Annotated in this window: 16 protein-coding genes; 11 read left to right on the forward strand and 5 right to left on the reverse strand. The window is 43.9% G+C overall.

What is annotated here, in order from left to right; genetic code table 11:
- Positions 1–961 precede the first annotated feature (961 nt).
- From H6G40_RS04390 to H6G40_RS04405, 4 genes are all read left to right on the forward strand, one after another.
- Entirely contained in the window at positions 962–1,282 is a 321-nt protein-coding gene (locus H6G40_RS04390; protein WP_002793380.1) for a hypothetical protein, read from the forward strand.
- Positions 1,272–1,715, forward strand: a complete 444-nt coding sequence (locus H6G40_RS04395) for a type II toxin-antitoxin system YhaV family toxin (protein ID WP_002733269.1) — start codon at positions 1,272–1,274, stop codon at positions 1,713–1,715. Before H6G40_RS04390 ends, H6G40_RS04395 begins: the two co-directional genes overlap by 11 nt.
- Before the next feature lie 146 nt (positions 1,716–1,861).
- Entirely contained in the window at positions 1,862–2,143 is a 282-nt protein-coding gene (locus tag H6G40_RS04400) for a type II toxin-antitoxin system RelE/ParE family toxin (RefSeq protein ID WP_002761671.1), read from the forward strand.
- A 16-nt stretch (positions 2,144–2,159) separates the two neighbouring features.
- Complete coding sequence (locus tag H6G40_RS04405; protein ID WP_002733868.1) at positions 2,160–2,474, forward strand: HigA family addiction module antitoxin; 315 nt, start codon at positions 2,160–2,162, stop codon at positions 2,472–2,474.
- A gap of 164 nt (positions 2,475–2,638) precedes the next feature.
- Here the strand turns inward: H6G40_RS04405 and H6G40_RS22830 are convergent, their stop codons facing one another.
- The gene (locus tag H6G40_RS22830; protein ID WP_002732402.1) at positions 2,639–3,409 is read right to left on the reverse strand and encodes an MCP four helix bundle domain-containing protein; all 771 of its coding nucleotides are present in this window, start codon (positions 3,407–3,409) and stop codon (positions 2,639–2,641) included.
- Between the two features lie 146 nt (positions 3,410–3,555).
- On the opposite strand from H6G40_RS22830, the gene H6G40_RS23100 reads away from it, so the two are divergent.
- Positions 3,556–3,786, forward strand: a complete 231-nt coding sequence (locus tag H6G40_RS23100; RefSeq protein ID WP_071590271.1) for a hypothetical protein — start codon at positions 3,556–3,558, stop codon at positions 3,784–3,786.
- Here the strand turns inward: H6G40_RS23100 and H6G40_RS04415 are convergent.
- Positions 3,754–5,073 carry a four-carbon acid sugar kinase family protein gene (locus tag H6G40_RS04415; RefSeq protein ID WP_190537320.1) on the reverse strand — a complete coding sequence of 440 codons (1,320 nt, stop codon included), beginning with the start codon at positions 5,071–5,073 and terminating at the stop codon, positions 3,754–3,756. The two genes, H6G40_RS23100 and H6G40_RS04415, sit on opposite strands and share 33 nt — an antisense overlap.
- Before the next feature lie 150 nt (positions 5,074–5,223).
- On the opposite strand from H6G40_RS04415, the gene lpxA reads away from it, so the two are divergent.
- Positions 5,224–6,060 carry an acyl-ACP--UDP-N-acetylglucosamine O-acyltransferase gene (gene lpxA, locus H6G40_RS04420; protein ID WP_002777359.1) on the forward strand — a complete coding sequence of 279 codons (837 nt, stop codon included), beginning with the start codon at positions 5,224–5,226 and terminating at the stop codon, positions 6,058–6,060.
- 226 nt (positions 6,061–6,286) lie between these two features.
- Complete coding sequence (lpxB, locus tag H6G40_RS04425; RefSeq protein WP_069474395.1) at positions 6,287–7,516, forward strand: lipid-A-disaccharide synthase; 1,230 nt, start codon at positions 6,287–6,289, stop codon at positions 7,514–7,516.
- Positions 7,517–7,555: 39 nt separating this feature from the next.
- On the opposite strand, the gene gcvP is transcribed toward lpxB, so the two are convergent.
- A complete protein-coding gene (gene gcvP, locus H6G40_RS04430; RefSeq protein ID WP_190537322.1) occupies positions 7,556–10,501 on the reverse strand; it encodes an aminomethyl-transferring glycine dehydrogenase in 2,946 nt (981 codons plus the stop codon).
- A 246-nt stretch (positions 10,502–10,747) separates the two neighbouring features.
- Positions 10,748–12,373 carry an ArnT family glycosyltransferase gene (locus H6G40_RS04435; protein WP_069474393.1) on the reverse strand — a complete coding sequence of 542 codons (1,626 nt, stop codon included), beginning with the start codon at positions 12,371–12,373 and terminating at the stop codon, positions 10,748–10,750.
- Between the two features lie 451 nt (positions 12,374–12,824).
- On the opposite strand from H6G40_RS04435, the gene H6G40_RS04440 reads away from it, so the two are divergent.
- Entirely contained in the window at positions 12,825–13,634 is an 810-nt protein-coding gene (locus H6G40_RS04440) for an aminotransferase class IV (protein WP_002733552.1), read from the forward strand.
- Between the two features lie 275 nt (positions 13,635–13,909).
- On the opposite strand, the gene H6G40_RS04445 is transcribed toward H6G40_RS04440, so the two are convergent.
- Positions 13,910–14,260 (reverse strand): single-stranded DNA-binding protein, encoded by a 351-nt coding sequence (locus H6G40_RS04445; protein ID WP_002731888.1) that lies wholly within the window; start codon positions 14,258–14,260, stop codon positions 13,910–13,912.
- 226 nt (positions 14,261–14,486) lie between these two features.
- Here H6G40_RS04445 and H6G40_RS04450 point away from each other — a divergent pair, with 226 nt between their 5' ends.
- The 3 genes from H6G40_RS04450 (at position 14,487) to mreD (ending at position 16,898) form a co-directional block, all read left to right on the forward strand.
- The gene (locus H6G40_RS04450) at positions 14,487–15,527 is read left to right on the forward strand and encodes a rod shape-determining protein (RefSeq protein ID WP_002793400.1); all 1,041 of its coding nucleotides are present in this window, start codon (positions 14,487–14,489) and stop codon (positions 15,525–15,527) included.
- Between the two features lie 73 nt (positions 15,528–15,600).
- A complete protein-coding gene (gene mreC, locus H6G40_RS04455) occupies positions 15,601–16,350 on the forward strand; it encodes a rod shape-determining protein MreC (RefSeq protein ID WP_042790425.1) in 750 nt (249 codons plus the stop codon).
- Positions 16,317–16,898, forward strand: a complete 582-nt coding sequence (gene mreD, locus H6G40_RS04460) for a rod shape-determining protein MreD (protein ID WP_069474391.1) — start codon at positions 16,317–16,319, stop codon at positions 16,896–16,898. Before mreC ends, mreD begins: the two co-directional genes overlap by 34 nt.
- Positions 16,899–17,004 lie beyond the last annotated feature (106 nt).

Here is a 17,004-nt window from a genome sequence, read left to right on the forward strand (position 1 = left end):
AATCACTCCAAAGCATGAGGCCTCCCATGAATAGGATAGATGCTCCCACCCTCTTGACTATTATTTAGGGTCTGCTGAAAAAGGTTTTCCTGGGGGCAGGGTGTGGGGTGTGGGGTGTGGGGTGTGGGGTTTTAGCGATTTTCATCTGGTCAATTACCTAATTTTCAGGGAAAAAGTCCAGGAATTTTCCCCCCGATCACTACAATGGTTGGCACTTTTTGAGGGAAAAAAAGTCTAGAAGGTTTACCCAACAAGGTTTTTAGATTTATTCAGCAAACCCTATTTATGTCCTGGTGGATGACTGGTATCAAGAACAGGGATATCGCTTGACTCCCATGCTACCTGGACCTGAGCCTAGTTTCAGTGATAGTGAAATGTTGACCTTTTGGTTTATTCCCCGAACGCTCCCGCAGCAGAATCCGTATTGCAGTTCATTCAAAGCAACAATATCCTAGCCGACAAGGGGTTTATTGGTAAGTAGTCGTGCAAAATTAATTTCCTAGTAAAGATAGGCACTCATGCAAGAGGCAAAAGGCAAGAGGGGGTTAGATATGTGTAATTAGGGTCTGCTGAATAAATCTAAAAACCTTGTTGGATAAGACTTTTAGACTTGTTTTTACTCAAAAAGTGCCAGCCGTTGCGGGGATCGGGGGGAAAATTCAGGTACTTTTTCCCTGAAAATTAGGTAATTGACTACCTCAAAATCGGTAAAACCCCACACCCCACACCCCACACCCCACACCCTGCCCCCAGGAAAAGCTTTTTCAGCAAACCCTAATTAATTTTGCTTAGGTACTTAAATCGAAATCCGCTAGTTTTACTCGATGGCTTTCTCGGCGCGCTCCCCTATAGTATATATGTATGGGGGAAGTTCAGTTAAAACGCGGTAGAGAAACTGGGCAACCTTGTATGTTATTAAATTATGTAATAACATGATATGTAGTAAACTTTGCCTAAAATCATGAGTAACAAACAATACAATCTAACCTGGGCTAGGATAGGCAATGCTTCAGGTTTCCGTTTGAGTGCCAGTTTTTTTAAGGATAATCCCCAGTTTAAGGAAGCTAAAGGTGCTGTTGAAGTTATCAGCCCTGATACCTTATTAGTCCGCTTACAGCCTCAATCTGTAGAACAGGAGGAAGATGAACTGATGATGAGTTTATTTTTAGATTTTCTGACCAAGCAAGCCCTATTAAATCCTGATGCTGAGTTAGAAGCTTATACGGAAGCGATGGCAGCGGTCGATGAAGAGTTGATGACAGGAGTAGAACTTGATAGTTAACGGTTGGCGAATCTACTTTATTAAAAGACTTTTTGGGCAACAACGCCGCGATTTACAAGTTGAGGTTCGTAAACTAAAAAACACCTTGCCAACAGAAGCATACCGTACTCATTCTACAGTCAAACTCTACAGGGCGATTATGGTCGCCATTAAAGAAAAAATCCCTCTCGACCCTTTTGCTTCCCATTTTGCTCTGACTGGGGCGCTCAAGCATTACGGAAGAGTCAAAAAGATGGGACTACCTGACCGTTATCGCTTATTCTTTCGGGCTATACAAACCGAGGAGTATAAAGCAATTTTTGTTTTATGGCTAGGCTATCCTCGCAAACAAGGGGATAAAAATGATTGTTACAAAGTTTTCACAAAAATGGTTGAGCGAGGTGATTTTCCCAATTCTCTTGACGCTTTAATCCTTGATAGCCAAGAAGATTAGCTAGTGATAAGGTGGTTGAAAAAGCGATCGTAACCCACAGATACACTTTCAACTGCGCCTCCACAGAAAGATTGCGATCTAACGTTAGCATGAGATCGATGATCGCACTAAGATGATATGATAGTAGTGCATTTTCCTAATTATTGATGATTAAGAGTTTTGCATCTAAGGAGACAGAGCAAGTATTCAAACGTAAATTTTCACGAAAATTACCTCAAGATATTCAACGAAATGCTCGGAGAAAGCTAGAAGTTTTAGACGCGGCCGAAACTTTACAGGATTTATGCATTCCTCCATCTAATCGGTTGGAAAAACTCTCAGGAGATAGAAAAAATCAGCATAGTATCCGAATTAACGATCAGTGGCGGATCTGTTTTATTTGGAAAAATGGCAACGCCTACAATGTAGAAATAGTCGATTATCATTAATTGTCACTCAATAATCATGACTGAGAAAAAATTATTAGCCCCCATTCATCCTGGTGAGATTCTGTTGGAAGAATTTCTCAAACCGATGGAAATTAGCCAAGAACGTTTGGCAGAAGATCTTAATGTACCAATAGAGCAAATCAAGGAAATTATCGAGGAAAAGCGAGGAATTACTGCCGATATTGCCTTAAGGCTTTCTCGTTATTTTGGTATGTCTGAAAGGTTCTGGATGAATCTTCAAACAAGGTATGATATTGAAGTAGAAAAAGATAGGCTCAGAGAACGTTTAGAGAAGGAAGTAAAAGTCTATGCTGCTTCACAAGCACTGTAGCATAACCGAAAAAATAGGGGAAGAATAATAATTTTAACCCCCCGTAGGGTGGATTAGCGCAGCGTAATCCACCATTACATCAATTATTGAATAACCATAGATTAGGTGCGTTACACTTCGTTAACGCACCCTACAAGAGCGGCGATCGCACTAAAATGATTAAGTCATCCATTCGGCAGCAACCAACCTTGAATTACTGCCTTCACAACCTTGAGATATTTGTTGTCCACGATAAATTCGTCAATGGCTGTTTTACTTCCTTCTTTTAGTGCAGCAATTACTCGTTGTTTTAGATCAGGCTTTGTTGCAATATTAACATAAGTTATTTTGTCAGCTTCAGTTGCAGTCGGATTTGTTTTTTCAAGCTGTTCCAGGAGTTTTTGAATTTCAGCAGCAGCTTCTGCGAGAGTTTTTTCGTTATCAGTTCTCTGATTAAAGGAATTGTCTATTCTCTGATTAAAGGAATTGTCTATTTCAGAATGACTGACAACCACAGGATTGATCTGCCCGAAATTGGGTCCATTGAAATTATTAGTCACTGCCACCTCCAGTGGTTCATCTCTCTTTATAATGGGTTCTAAAAGGAGCAATGCAGCCTCATAGGAATCAAGAGTCGCCTTTCTGGCCTGATCAGAGATCGCTTGCAAAACCCTTGCTCGATCTGCGGGATTCTGAATAGTAATCGCTCTTCGCATCTCTTGGAGCATCCCGTTCAACCCGTTCAAGGCCACAGTGACACAACTTGAAGCGGATCCGTACAGATCATCAGAAACAAAGGGACGCCCCCTTTCACAGGCGAGATACGCCTCCTTTAGGGGAACCATATCGTCCCCCCCAAATGAAGTCGCCCCCTGCATTTGGCGAACGATGCCATCACGAATGTATTCTCTCAAGGCCAAAAGAGAATCCCAAATCGATTGCGTATGACTTTTCATCAGCACTCCTTTCTTGTAGCCTAACTATTAATTATACCGCTCGACTTTTAGACAGAGTCCGAGAAGTCATGCGTCTCAAGCACTTTAGCTTGAAGACGGAAAAATTGCATTCGAGATTTGGCTCTTCGGTTTGTGTTATGCAATGAATGGAGGTTATAAGGGATGGAACCCTTATAGAGAAAGACATTTGGCGATTTTTGTCAATTGTTTTTGCTCTAGAGCGAACTAATCAATTAAGTCTCTTGCCAGATAAGGATTTAGTCGATTTATGCCCCCCTATCGAACCATACCAAGTAACGAAGAACCTGAAAACTCACATCTGCTCACTGATCACTGATTGCCTCCTATTGACACAAACGTTGATAAACTGTGGCTAAAGCTTGGACATCACCGACGTTACCCGGGAAAAGAACCACGGGTAAATTAGGAAAGAGATGATGATCGGCTGCTGTACGGACCATGGAGACACCGGGGAGAATCTGACCGAGTAAACGGGCCGATTGCAGGCTTAAACCCGTACTTAAGACATCATTAGAGGTAATTCCGCCTTTACTGATTAAAAAACTGATGTCACTGGGTAAACCCTTAACAATGTCCATTAACAGGGTGGAGACGGCAACCCCAAAATCAAGACGTTTCTGCACAGAGGCAAAGGTTAACTCTTGCCGACTGGTATAGATCACGGGGGTTTGTTTATTTTTGTGAATAAGCTTGACTTTTTCCAGAGCTTGTGCTAGGAGTTGATCTCGTTGCTCAGGACGATCGCGCAATGCCGTCACATCGATTTCGACTCCGACGGTGTTGGGTTGTTGAAGCAGTTTATCTAATTGTTGGCTAGTTTTTTTGACGTGGGAACCGACGATAATTGCCCCGGCTTCCCCCGTGGGCTTATACTTACCCATAGATTCGGGTGCGATCGGTTGAGTTCCTAAATTAGCCAAAGAAGTTAGAATACTGGCGGCACTACGGAATAAAAATTTTTTTCCTTCCCCTGCGGCGGTTAAAATATCTTCAGCAAAGCGATCGAGATCCGCTTGAGTTTCCCCATCTACCACCCCACATTGATTATTTTTGAGCTTTTGCAGTCGTTCTAAACTACCTTGACGGATATCTGCCAGTAAAAATCTCTCTACATCATCTGCTTTAATTTTACCTTGCGTTTTCTCCTCCAAATAATCCGGCAGATAACTATAGTGATAGGCAAAAACCGAATCGCGAGCGAATTCCGTCTCGTGGACGGGAGTGGGAACGCCATCGATGATTAAATAGTGAATACTATCACGGGTGATTCTACCTCCCTCAAAAAAGGCTGGAATCAGGAAATGTGCATCAAAACCGCCCAATTCTTCGGCAATAACATCAGTTTCGATCGGATAATGCCCGCGCAGGGTAGAATCGGAACGACTAACCACCAAAAAATCCTCGATTCCCTCTTTAGTTAAGGCAGTTTTCAGATTATGACAGACTTCTCTGGTGACAGACTCGGCTTTTTCGGGGGTTAAAGCGCGAGTATTGGTCAAAACAAAGAAAATTGGCGCATTATCTGCCAATCCCAAGCGGAGAGTATCTTCATCCCACCGCATCAATAACAGACAACTATGGACTGTTTGGGAACCTGTCGGGTCGTCATCTAAGACTATAATTTTAGGTCTATTATTGCTCATATATTTTTTATCAGGATGGGAGGGACGGGGGAATTAAGAGAATCTGGTTAATAGTTTATCGGGTTCTGGTTCCCCATTAAAGTCGTCCCCTCCCTAAGCAACCGCTATCAATCTTGATCACAATCTGTCCAATATAGGATAAGCTATACCATGATTCATACAGTGACGAAGTTGAGCGCGGGAGACTTCCCTTTGAATACGTTAATCCACCCCACTGCGGTTATCCATCCGTCGGCAAAACTTGATCCCAAGGTTAAAGTTGGTCCCTATGCTGTGATCGGGGCCAATGTGGAAATTGAAGCTGATACAATTATTGATGCCCATGTGGTCATTGAAGGTCCGACTAAAATTGGCAAGGGTAATCATATTTTTTCTGGGGCTGTTATTGGTAATGAACCACAGGATTTAAAGTATAAAGGGGGCGAAAGTAGCGTAGAAATTGGTGATTATAACCAAATTCGCGAGTTTGTCACGATTAATCGCGCCACGGATACGGGAGAAGTTACCCAAATTGGCAGTAATAATTTATTAATGGCCTATGTTCACGTTGCCCATAATTGTATTTTGCAAGATAACATTATTATCGCTAATAGTGTCGCCTTGGCCGGTCATGTCCAGATCGAATCAAAAGCAGTTATCGGAGGGGTTTTAGGAGTACATCAATTTGTTCATATTGGCAAAATGGCCATGTTAGGAGGAATGAGTCGTATTGATCGCGATGTTCCCCCTTTTACTTTAGTGGAAGGCAATCCCTGTCGCGTGCGAACTCTTAATTTAGTCGGTTTACAAAGGGCCGGTTTTACCGATGAAGATTTAACTTTACTGAAAAAAGCTTTTCGGATTATCTATCGTTCTAATATAAATCTTCAGGAGGCTTTAGAACAAGTTTCTCTCTTAACCGATAACCCCCATGTTCAACATCTCTGTCAATTTTTACAATCCTCTACCACGGGAGAAAAACGTCGCGGTTTAATTCCGGGGAAATAATTTTTTTATTGAGGAACAGGGAGTGGGGTGTGGGGTGTGGGGTGTAGGGTGTGGGGTGTAGGGTGTGGGGTGTAGGGTGTGGGGTGATGGGGAAGTGGGGAAGTGGGGAAGTGGGAAGAATAAATAAAAATAATCTCGTGTCTCCTGACTCCTATCTCCAGCAATCCTGAATCCTGAATCCTGTCTCCTGACTTCTGAAGTCTTTTATTATCAAATAATTATCCAAATGCGTATATTTATTAGTACGGGTGAGGTATCGGGTGATTTACAGGCAGCCATGCTGATTGAATCCCTTTTTAAACTAGCTAAAACCCAGGCAATTGAGTTAGAAATTTTTGCATTAGGTGGCGATCGCATGGAGTTAGCCGGAGCAAAAATGTTGGGTAAAACCACTCGACTGGCTGCCATGGGATTAATTGAATCTATCCCCTTTATTTTGCCAACCTTACAACTACAAAAACGAGCAAAAGAGTTTTTTAGAGATAATCCCCCTGATATCATTATTTTAATTGATTATGTGGGGGCAAATGTGGCGATCGGTCAGTCGGCTAAAAAAATTATTCCCGATGTCCCAATAATTTATTATATTGCCCCGCAGGTGTGGATTTGGTCAGAAGAAAATATTCCCTCAGCTAAACTCAGGGCCACAGCAGAAAAGTTATTTAATACGGAAAAATTAATCGCCGTCACCGATAAATTATTGGCAATTTTTCCCGCTGAAGCTCGTTTTTTTGAAACAAAAGGTTTACCGGTAACTTGGGTGGGACATCCTTTAGTTGATCGTATGGCTAATGCTCCCAATCGGCAAGAAATGCGGCAAAAATGGGCAATAAAACCCGAAGAAACGGTAATCGCTTTATTACCTGCTTCCCGTCAACAGGAGTTTAAATATCTCGTGCCGACGGTGTGTGCTGCTGCTAAAAAATTACAGGAAAAAATTCCCGATATTAAGTTTTTAATTCCCGTTCCCCTAGCTTTATACGAACCAAAAATGCGAGAATTAGTAGCGGAATATGGATTAAATGCGGTGATTATGGAACGAGATCAGACTTTAGAAGCGATTGCCGCAGCCGATCTGGCTGTGGCTAAGTCTGGTACAGTTAATCTCGAAATTGCTTTGTTAAATGTGCCGCAGGTGGTGGTTTACCGTTTAAGTGCAGTTACTGCTTGGATTGCCCGCAATATTATGAAGCTTTCTGTACCATTTGTCTCACCAGTAAATTTAGTTTTAATGCGAGAAATTGTTCCCGAATTATTACAAGAGGAAGCTAACCCAGAAAGAATTATGCAGGAATGTCTAGATTTATTATTAAATCAGCAACGTCGCCAAAAAATGTTAGATGAATACGCAGAAACTAAAGCCGGTTTAGGAACAGTAGGCAGTTGTGAGCGAGTGGCACAAGAGGTACTTAATTTTACGGATCAAGTTCCGAAAAACCAGAAAAAAGCGGGGTAATTTGCCACTACCCCACCAAATATTATCAAGGAATTACGATTACTTATAAGCGTCCATCCCCTCACAGGAACAAACCAGATTTCTGTCCCCGTAAGCATTATCAACCCGTCCCACTACCGGCCAGAATTTATAATCTTTTAGCCAAGAAAGCGGGTAAGCTGCCTGTTGACGGGAATAGGGACGACTCCAATCATCGGCAGTTAAAACCGCAGCTGTGTGGGGGGCATTTTTCAAGGGATTATCGTGGGGATCCATGCTACCATTAGCGATCGCTTGTACTTCTTGATAGATAGTTAACAAAGCTTCACAAAAACGGTCTAATTCCCCCAAAGATTCGCTTTCCGTGGGTTCCACCATCATTGTACCCGCCACGGGCCAAGAAACCGTCGGCGCGTGGAAACCGAAATCCATCAAGCGTTTTGCCACATCTTCCACCTCGATGCCGGCCTGTTTTTTCAGGGGACGTAAATCGATCACGCACTCGTGGGCAACTGTTCCCGCGCTACCCTTAAATAACACCGGATAGGCCGACTCCAAACGAAAAGCCATATAATTAGCGTTCAAAATTGCCACTTCTGTCGCTTTTTTCAAGCCGGCTGCCCCCATCATAGCGATATACATCCAAGAAATCACCAAAATGCTGGCACTACCCCAAGGCGCGGCCGAAATTGCCCCAATCGAGTCCTGATGCTTACCATTAGCGGTTTCTGGGGATAATTTCGCCGAAACTAGGGAAACATCCGGCAGAAAAGGCACTAAATGGGATTTTACTCCGATTGGTCCCATGCCCGGTCCCCCCCCACCGTGGGGAATACAGAAAGTTTTATGGAGATTCAAGTGACAGACATCGGCGCCAAAATCCGCCGGACGACATAAACCCACCTGAGCATTCATATTGGCGCCATCCATATAGACTTGACCACCGTATTGATGAATCAAGGCGCAAATTTCGCTAATTCCCTCTTCAAAAACGCCGTGAGTGGAAGGATACGTTACCATCAAAGCTGCTAGATTATCCTGATGCTTCTCGGCCTTAGTTTTCAGGTCATCAATATCAATATTGCCCCGAGAATCGCAATTAACCGCCACTACTTTCATACCACACATAACAGCACTGGCAGGATTAGTCCCGTGAGCGGACTCAGGAATTAAGCAAATCTGACGATGACCTTGACCGCGACTTTCATGGTAGGCTCGGATCACCTGTAAACCAGCATACTCTCCCTGGGAACCGGCGTTTGGTTGTAGAGAAATGCCATCAAACCCGGTAATTTCCCCTAACCAAGTTTCTAACTGTTGAAAGAGCAGTTGATAGCCTTCTGCTTGGTCAATCGGGGCAAAAGGGTGTAATTTGCCGAATTCTGCCCAAGTTACCGGAATCATCTCCGCTACGGCATTGAGTTTCATCGTACAGGAACCGAGGGGAATCATGGAAGTATTTAAGGCTAAATCCTTTGTTTCCAGACGGTGCAGATATCTGAGTAATTCCGTTTCCGAGTGGTAACGATTGAACACCGGCTCGGTAAGATAGGCACTGGTACGGGTTAAATTAGCGGGTAATTCTAGACTAATTTTCTCGACTAATTCCGCCGTGGTAAAGGGTAATTCCTCGGTGGGGGCAAAAATTTGCCATAAATCCCACACATCCCTGAGACTGGTGGTTTCATCGAGACTAATTCCTAGATTATTCTCATCAAAATAACGCAGATTAATCTTATGGGTTTTTGCCTTGGCGAAGATATCCTTAACTCCCGTGGATACCGTAACTTTGAGCGTATCGAAGTACGGTTCTTTCCCCACTTGATAACCCAACTTTTTTAAACCATTTGCCAATAAAGCGGTTAATTTCTGCACTCTTTGGGCGATTTTCTTGATTCCTTCCGGTCCGTGATACACCGCGTACATGGAAGCAATCACCGCTAGTAACACCTGTGCGGTACAAATATTACTGGTGGCTTTATCCCGGCGGATATGTTGTTCGCGGGTTTGCAAAGCTAAACGCAGTGCGGGTTTACCCTGACTATCCTTCGATACCCCGACAATGCGCCCCGGAATGCTACGTTTATAGGCATCTTTGGTGGCAAAATAGGCGGCATGGGGACCTCCATAACCCAAGGGAACCCCAAAGCGTTGACTGCTACCCACGGCAATATCAGCCCCCAATTCGCCGGGGGGAGTAAACAGGGCTAAACTGAGAATATCGGCGGCAACGGTGACTAAAGCCCCATTTTCCTGCGCTTTGGCGATAAATTCCCGATAATCATAAATTACGCCATCGGTGGCTGGATATTGTAATAATGCGCCAAAAATTGGCGTTTGGAAGTCAAAGAGACGATGATCCTCGATAATAATGTCAATACCTAAAGGAATCGCTCTGGTTTTAACAACTTCAATCGTTTGGGGATGGCAACTACTGGAGATAAAGAAAGCATTGGCTTTAGTTTTACATAGTCCATAACTCATGCTCATCGCTTCCGCGGCTGCTGTTCCTTCATCGAGGAGGGAAGCGTTAGCAATTTCTAGACCGGTTAAGCTAGTGATGAGAGTTTGGAAGTTTAAGAGAGCTTCTAAGCGTCCCTGGGCGATTTCCGCTTGATAGGGAGTATAGGCGGTGTACCAACCCGGATTTTCTAAGATGTTGCGGAGAATTACCGGTGGGGTGATACAGTCATGGTAGCCCAGGCCGATAAAGGAGCGAAATACCTGATTTTTCGAGGCAATCGCTTTTAATTGGGCAAGAGCGGCGTATTCACTCAAGGCAGGTGGTAAATTAAGGCTTTTTTGTAAACGAATTCCTGACGGGACAGTTTGAGCGATTAACTCCTCAACAGTAGCAACACCCAAAACCGCCAGCATTTTCTCGATTTCCGTCTCCGTCGGTCCAATATGACGGTTAACAAAGCTATCGGTACAGTCTAGCAGGTCTTGCAGGTCAGCAGGAGCGAATTCCTCGGTTTTCTCGGCCGTAATTGACCTATTTAGCATATTAATCTCGGTTTCAACAATTACAAAAGTGCTGCGTTTGATCGCTAGGGGTGATTTTAACGCAACTGGTAAAATTTGGCTCTCTTATTCTTTGTGTGATCAGTTTAACTTACTATAGAAGCGATCAATCTTCGTGTCCTCTGTGTCTGGAGTGGTTCCTCCCACTCCCTCGCCAGCAGGACTGTATCTTAGAATACATTTTACCCAGCAAACCTAAGATCGAAAGTATGCACAAAATTAACCCCACTACTGTTTCGTCACCAAAAACCAACCGGAATCCGTGGACTCGATCGCCTTTAATCCTTCTAAATCACTAGCTTCTTTGGTTTGACGATCGATAATTAGGTAAGGTTGCTTGTGACTTTGCCAATGATTGATTAATTCTTCAGTAGCAAGGGGAAAAACCCGACGACCACTATAAAAATTTAACGAGGGGCGCTCGTAGGCAAAAGCAATATAAACAGGGTGATCGGCCGGCACATATTTCTGCACTAAACTCGCCACCGGTTTGACAGAGAAATTCTCATTTAATTCCCAGATCCACAGGGGAGAATTGACAAAAATAAACAAAGAAACCAACATTCCCCAGAGTAAAACCACGCTGAATTGTTCCGAGCGCCGAGCTAACAAAATTGCCGTTGTCACCATGGTCAGGGACAGTGACAATAAGGTTAAAATAATTAAGGGATGGATAGGTTCGATAGCGGCAAAATTACCAGGGAAATAGGCTATTAAAGCTAATAAACCCGTCACAACGCCGATAATACCCAGAATAATTGACCAGATTGGATTATAGGTGCGATCGATGGGAAGATTAACCATCTGCGCCAAGGCATAACCGGCCGCTAAAGCCAAGGCCGGATAGATCGGCAGAATATACCAAGGCAATTTAGTCGCCATTACCGAAACCACCAACAGATAAACACCCGTCCAAACTAACAGTAACTTCGCCCAACTGTAGAGATATTCCTGACGAGCTAAACGTAAACCCCAAACCGAGAAAATTAACCAGGGCCAACTATATTTAATAATTTCTAGCAGATAATACCAAAACGGTCCGCGATGATTGTCCAGATCGTCACTAACTCGCTTTAACTGTTGAACAAAAAGGGAATCGAGAAACTCCCGCTCGTAGTGCCAAAATTGGGCGCTATACCAGGCAAAAGCGGGAGTTGCTCCCAATAACCAACCCGACCAAAAATAGGCAGACGTTAATAACCGGGGGGTATCCCAGAGCAGAAAAATAAAGCCGATACCCGCCAATAATAGCCCCATAATACCCTTAGTCAGACAAAGGAGGGCAAATCCTAACCCCGCCCCCACAGACCAGCGTAAATCGCGTCGTGAGCGCAGTAAACCAACAAACATCAGCATTTCAAAACACAATACCGCTCCATCCAACATGGCTAAACGGCCATGGCGCACCACCGGCAAAAGAGTTAAATAGATCAAGGCCGACAGTAAAGCTGGCAAACGAGCGGGAAAAATTTCTCGACCGAGAAGATAGAGAAGCGGCACCGATAAAGCTGTTAAAAAAGCGGGAATTAGTCTAGTATTGGCCTCATTGATGCCCCAAAAATGGTAGGTTAGACCAATTAAACTGTGAATCAACGGCGGTTTATTCAGGTAGGGATCACCCCAAAGACTAGGAAATAACCAGCGCAATTGTTCCAGGGGGGTTTGGCTAATTTCCTTGGCTACCTGAGCGATTGTTGCCTCATCCCAATCCCGCAAGGGTAAATTACCTAATCCCACTAGATAGATAATTAAGGCCGCTATTAATAATCCCAGTAAACACAGAAATTCTTTAAAATTTTCTCTCTGACGCAATTTATAACTAGAATATCCCCAAGTAAATTTTTGACGGTTCATAAGCTAGGTCAGTTATCAGTAAACAGTAATCAGTAATCAGTAATCAGTAAATAGTAATCAGTAAGGCTCTCCTAGACTGGTTATAGCAAATTAGTAGTTTCAATGAGCCTAATCCCTTAAATAGCCTAGAATCCAACCAAGCAAAAAGCTTTGATTATTTTGGTTCTTCGGTTTGTGTTATGCAATGGACGGGAGTTATAAGGGGTGAAACCCTTATATAGAAAGACATGGCTGCGATTTTTGCCAATTGTTTTCAATCTAGAACGAGCTAATCAATTAAGTCCCTTGCCAGATAAGGATTTAGCCGATTTCTGCCCCCTGATCGAACCATACCAAGTAACGAAGAACCATTATTTTCTGCTAAAATATCATAACTACTCTAGAAGATCCTTAAAACTCAAATCTGATAACTGATAACTGATAACTGATAACTGATAACTGATAACTGATTATGTATTGGTATAATGGCGAATTAATCGAGAATGAGCGAATCAGTCTGGGTATTGATGATATTGGGCTGCTTTATGGAGCCACACTCTTTACTACCCTGCGTATCTATCAACAAAGCTTAGATCATCCCCTAACCCATTGGCAAGAACATCTCCAACGTCTGCACTCTAGTTTACAAGTTTTCCAATGGTCTGATCCCGATTGGCAGCGAATTCGCCAAGGAGCCGAAAAATTATCCCTATTCTATCCTGTCCTGAGAATCACAATTTTTCCCGATGGTAGGGAGTGGATTAAAGGCAGATTTTTACCCGAAGATTTAAACCTTAGACAAGAGCGGGGAATTATTGGGTGGGTAGTGGATAATCCCGCTTGGCAACGCGTTTTAGGAGAGCATAAAACTGGTAATTATTTAACTCCTTGGTTAGCGTCACAAACTGCTCAAAAAAAAGGGGCAAAAGAGGCGATATTAGTCGATCGATTGGGGAATTGGTTAGAAACTAGCACGGGTAATTTATGGGGATGGAAAGATAATTGCTGGTACAGTCCCCTGCTGACTGCTGATATTTTACCCGGAATCGGGCGCTCGGCTTTGATCGGCTGGTTAAAAAAACAAAATATTTCCCTGCAAGAAAATCTCTGGACCCCGGAATTTGTCGGGACTTTACAGGCGATCGCCTATAGTAATTCCTTGGTAGAAATTATCCCTTTTAATTCTATTCTTGGCTCGGATATAGAGATAAATACAGCTATTTATAGAGAAATTTTACCAGATTTACAGCAATATTTTTTTAGTCAATTTGAGAATAAATAGGGTTTGCTGAATAAATCTAAAAACCTTATCCAACAAGGTTTTTAGACTTTTTTTCCCTCAAAAAGTGCCGACCATGGGAGTGATTGGGGGGAAAATTCAGGGACTTTTTCCCTGAAAATTAGGTAATTTACCACCTGAAAATGGGTAAAACCCTACACCCTACACCCCACACCCCACACCCTACCCCCACGAAAAACTTTTTGCCGCAAACCCTAAATAAGGGTGTGTACTAGAGGCTAACACACCCAAAATCCAGAAATAATGCCGCTTAAGCTTTAAAATTCTCGCTCGGAATTAGCCTCACTATCGCGTTTAGAACCAAGTAAATCTAATTGATCGACGAGAATCACCGGTTTAGAACGAGCTAATCCCGTGTTTTTATCATTCCAGGTATCCATTTTTAAAGAACCCTTAATCCCGATTAAACCGCCTTTTTTCACATAATTAGCGGCCACTTCCGCCGTTTTACCCCAAATTTCCAGATCGAACCAATCTGGCTGATCGCTATTTTTCGAGCGACGATTAACCGCTAAAGTTAAAGTACATAAAACCTTACCCGACTCGAAATACTTGGTTTCTGGGTCTCTCCCCGCTCGTCCCACCAAATGAACCAGATTTACACTCATGGTCTTAAATCCTCAATTTAGTACAATAGTATGTTCATTTTAGCCTGAAACCTTAGCCTTGACCGGTGGCTAGGGAGAAAATTAGGCCAAAGACCTGGGTAAATCTGGAGAGAAAGAAGCGATAATTAACTAGACTTGAGAAACAAAACCTAATAAAATCCAAGTCGATTCGATCGAAAGTCTAGCTATAGCAACGTTTTATTGATCAGAACAGGAGTGAAAACAAGTGGCGGGTTTTTTTAGACGTCTAGGCTTATCAAGGGACATAGGTATAGACTTGGGTACAGCAAACACCCTCGTCTATGTATCAGGGAAAGGTATCGTTTTAGAGGAACCATCGGTAGTAGCGATCGATCAAGATCGTAACCCGGTCGCTGTCGGGGAGGAGGCAAAAAAAATGCTCGGTCGCACTCCGGGCCATGTCACCGCTCTGCGACCCCTGCGCGATGGGGTAATCGCCGATTTTTACAGTTGCGAGATCATGTTAGCGGAATTTATCAAACGAGCGCTCGATGGCACGATTGGCAATCCCCGCATGGTAATCGGTGTTCCTAGTGGGATTACTGGAGTAGAAAGACGCGCGGTGGTGGATGCGGCCAAAAATGCCGGCTCCCGAGAAGTGGGGTTAATTGATGAACCCGTTGCGGCGGCCTTGGGTGCCGGTTTACCCGTCTCGGAAGCGACGGGAAATATGATCATCGATATCGGTGGTGGCACGACAGAAGTGGCGATTCTCAGTCTTGATGGGACCGTGATCAGCGAATCGGTGCGCGTCGCCGGGGATGAACTGACGGACTCAATTATCGCCTATCTAAAAAAAGTCCATAACCTGATTATCGGGGAACGTACAGCCGAAGATATTAAAATTCGCCTTGGTTCAGCTTATCCCTCCCCCGGAGATGAATTTCCTCCTCTGGAAGTGCGGGGATTGCATCTCATGTCCGGTTTACCCCGCACCGTGACCATCAAAGCGGAAGAAGTACGGGAAAGTATGGATGAGCCACTTTCCGTGATCGTTGATGCGATCAAACGTACCCTAGAAAAAACTCCCCCCGAATTAGCTGCCGATATTATCGATCGCGGGATCATGTTAGCGGGAGGAGGTGCTTTATTACGGGGACTCGATCGCCTAGTCAGTCACGAAACCGGTATCGTTACCCATGTCGCTGAAGATCCCCTGCGCTGTGTGGTCAAAGGCACGGGAGAAGTGTTAAAAAATCAGAAACTCTTTGAGCGGATCGTTAATGAAACAACTCGCAATGTCTAAAGGTCACTAGGATCGGTTAGCGGCAAAAGACACGGATTCTCACTCTACACAGTCAAGAGGTTTTTAATCGCTCATGTATTCAGCACGACGAAAATGGACACAGCAGAGATGGCGACTTTTGCTGCTTGCTGCCGCTTTGGGGGTAGCTTGGTACATTCGCACCTATCAAAGTGGGGCGATTTTAGAATTGTATGGTTTATTAACCCGCCCTTTTCAGGGAGAGGAAACTAATCTGCAAGAGCAACTTCTGGCCGATCAACGGGTGCGAGAATTACAAAATCGTTTAAGTGAAGTCGAATATCAAAATCAACAATTAAAAAAACAGCTTGGTTATTATCAAACCCAGAAAAAACCCCTGATTTCTGCTCCAATTATTGGCCGCAGCGCCGATGATTGGTGGCAACAGGTGATTATCGGTCGGGGTAGCACCGATGGTGTGCCAGTGGGTGCTTCGGTGACGGGAATTGGTGGTTTAGTGGGACGGATTACGGAAGTTACCCCCCACACCAGCAAAGTTCTATTGGTCAGTAATTCCCAAAGTCGCATCGGAGCAACGGTGAATCGTAGTCGGGCCATGGGTTTAATTCAAGGTCAGAATTCCCAAGTCGCCACCCTGCGCTTTTTTGAAAAAGCTCCCGATGTCAAACCGGGAGATGTGGTGACAACTTCGGCTTTTAGTAGTCTTTTTTCGCCGGGGTTGCCCATCGGTCGTATAATTTCCCTTAATTTACAGGAAAATCCCGCCCCCACCGCCAAAATTGAATTTACCGCCACCGTGGACAATCTCGAATGGGTGTTCGTTCACCCGCAACCCCAGCAGTGAGAAGGGTAATTATGCTGAAATTAAGCCGTTTATCAGCCCGTTCTCGTTTTATACTGAATATTTTAGTCACTATCGCTTCGTTGCTTCTCTGTACCTTTCTTTCCTTAATGCGGCTACCCGGAATGGAGATTTTAGGCATCGCTCCCAATTGGTTACTGATTTGGTTGGTTAGTTGGAGTCTCAATCGCTCTTGTCTCGATAGTGTGGTGGCCGGATTAGCGATCGGCGCTATTCAAGATAGTTTAACCTCTAATTATCCTTCCCATATCATGGTTTTTGGTCTGATCGGTTTCCTCACTTCCCGTTTACACCGACAACGTTATGTTAAAGAAGAATTGATCGCCGTGGTCTTAATTGTCTTTGTGATGACTTTAATCGCTGATGGTGCGATCGCTTTTCAATACTATCTACAAGGAGGCAAAAATCTCGCCGATCTTTGGATCGATTATCAACGCATTGGCCTCACTTCTGCTCTGCTTAGTAGTCTCTGGACTCCCCTCCTCTATTACCCTCTCCAGCAATGGTGGCGACAATTTAGCGATCTTTAAAGAGATAGGAGATAGGAGACAGGAGATAGGAGACAGGAGATAGGAGACAGGAGATTATTTTTATTTATTCTCCCCACACCCCACACCCCACACCCCACACCCCACA

The sequence above is a fragment of the Microcystis viridis FACHB-1342 genome, from assembly GCF_014698335.1.
Lineage (GTDB): Bacteria > Cyanobacteriota > Cyanobacteriia > Cyanobacteriales > Microcystaceae > Microcystis > Microcystis ichthyoblabe_A.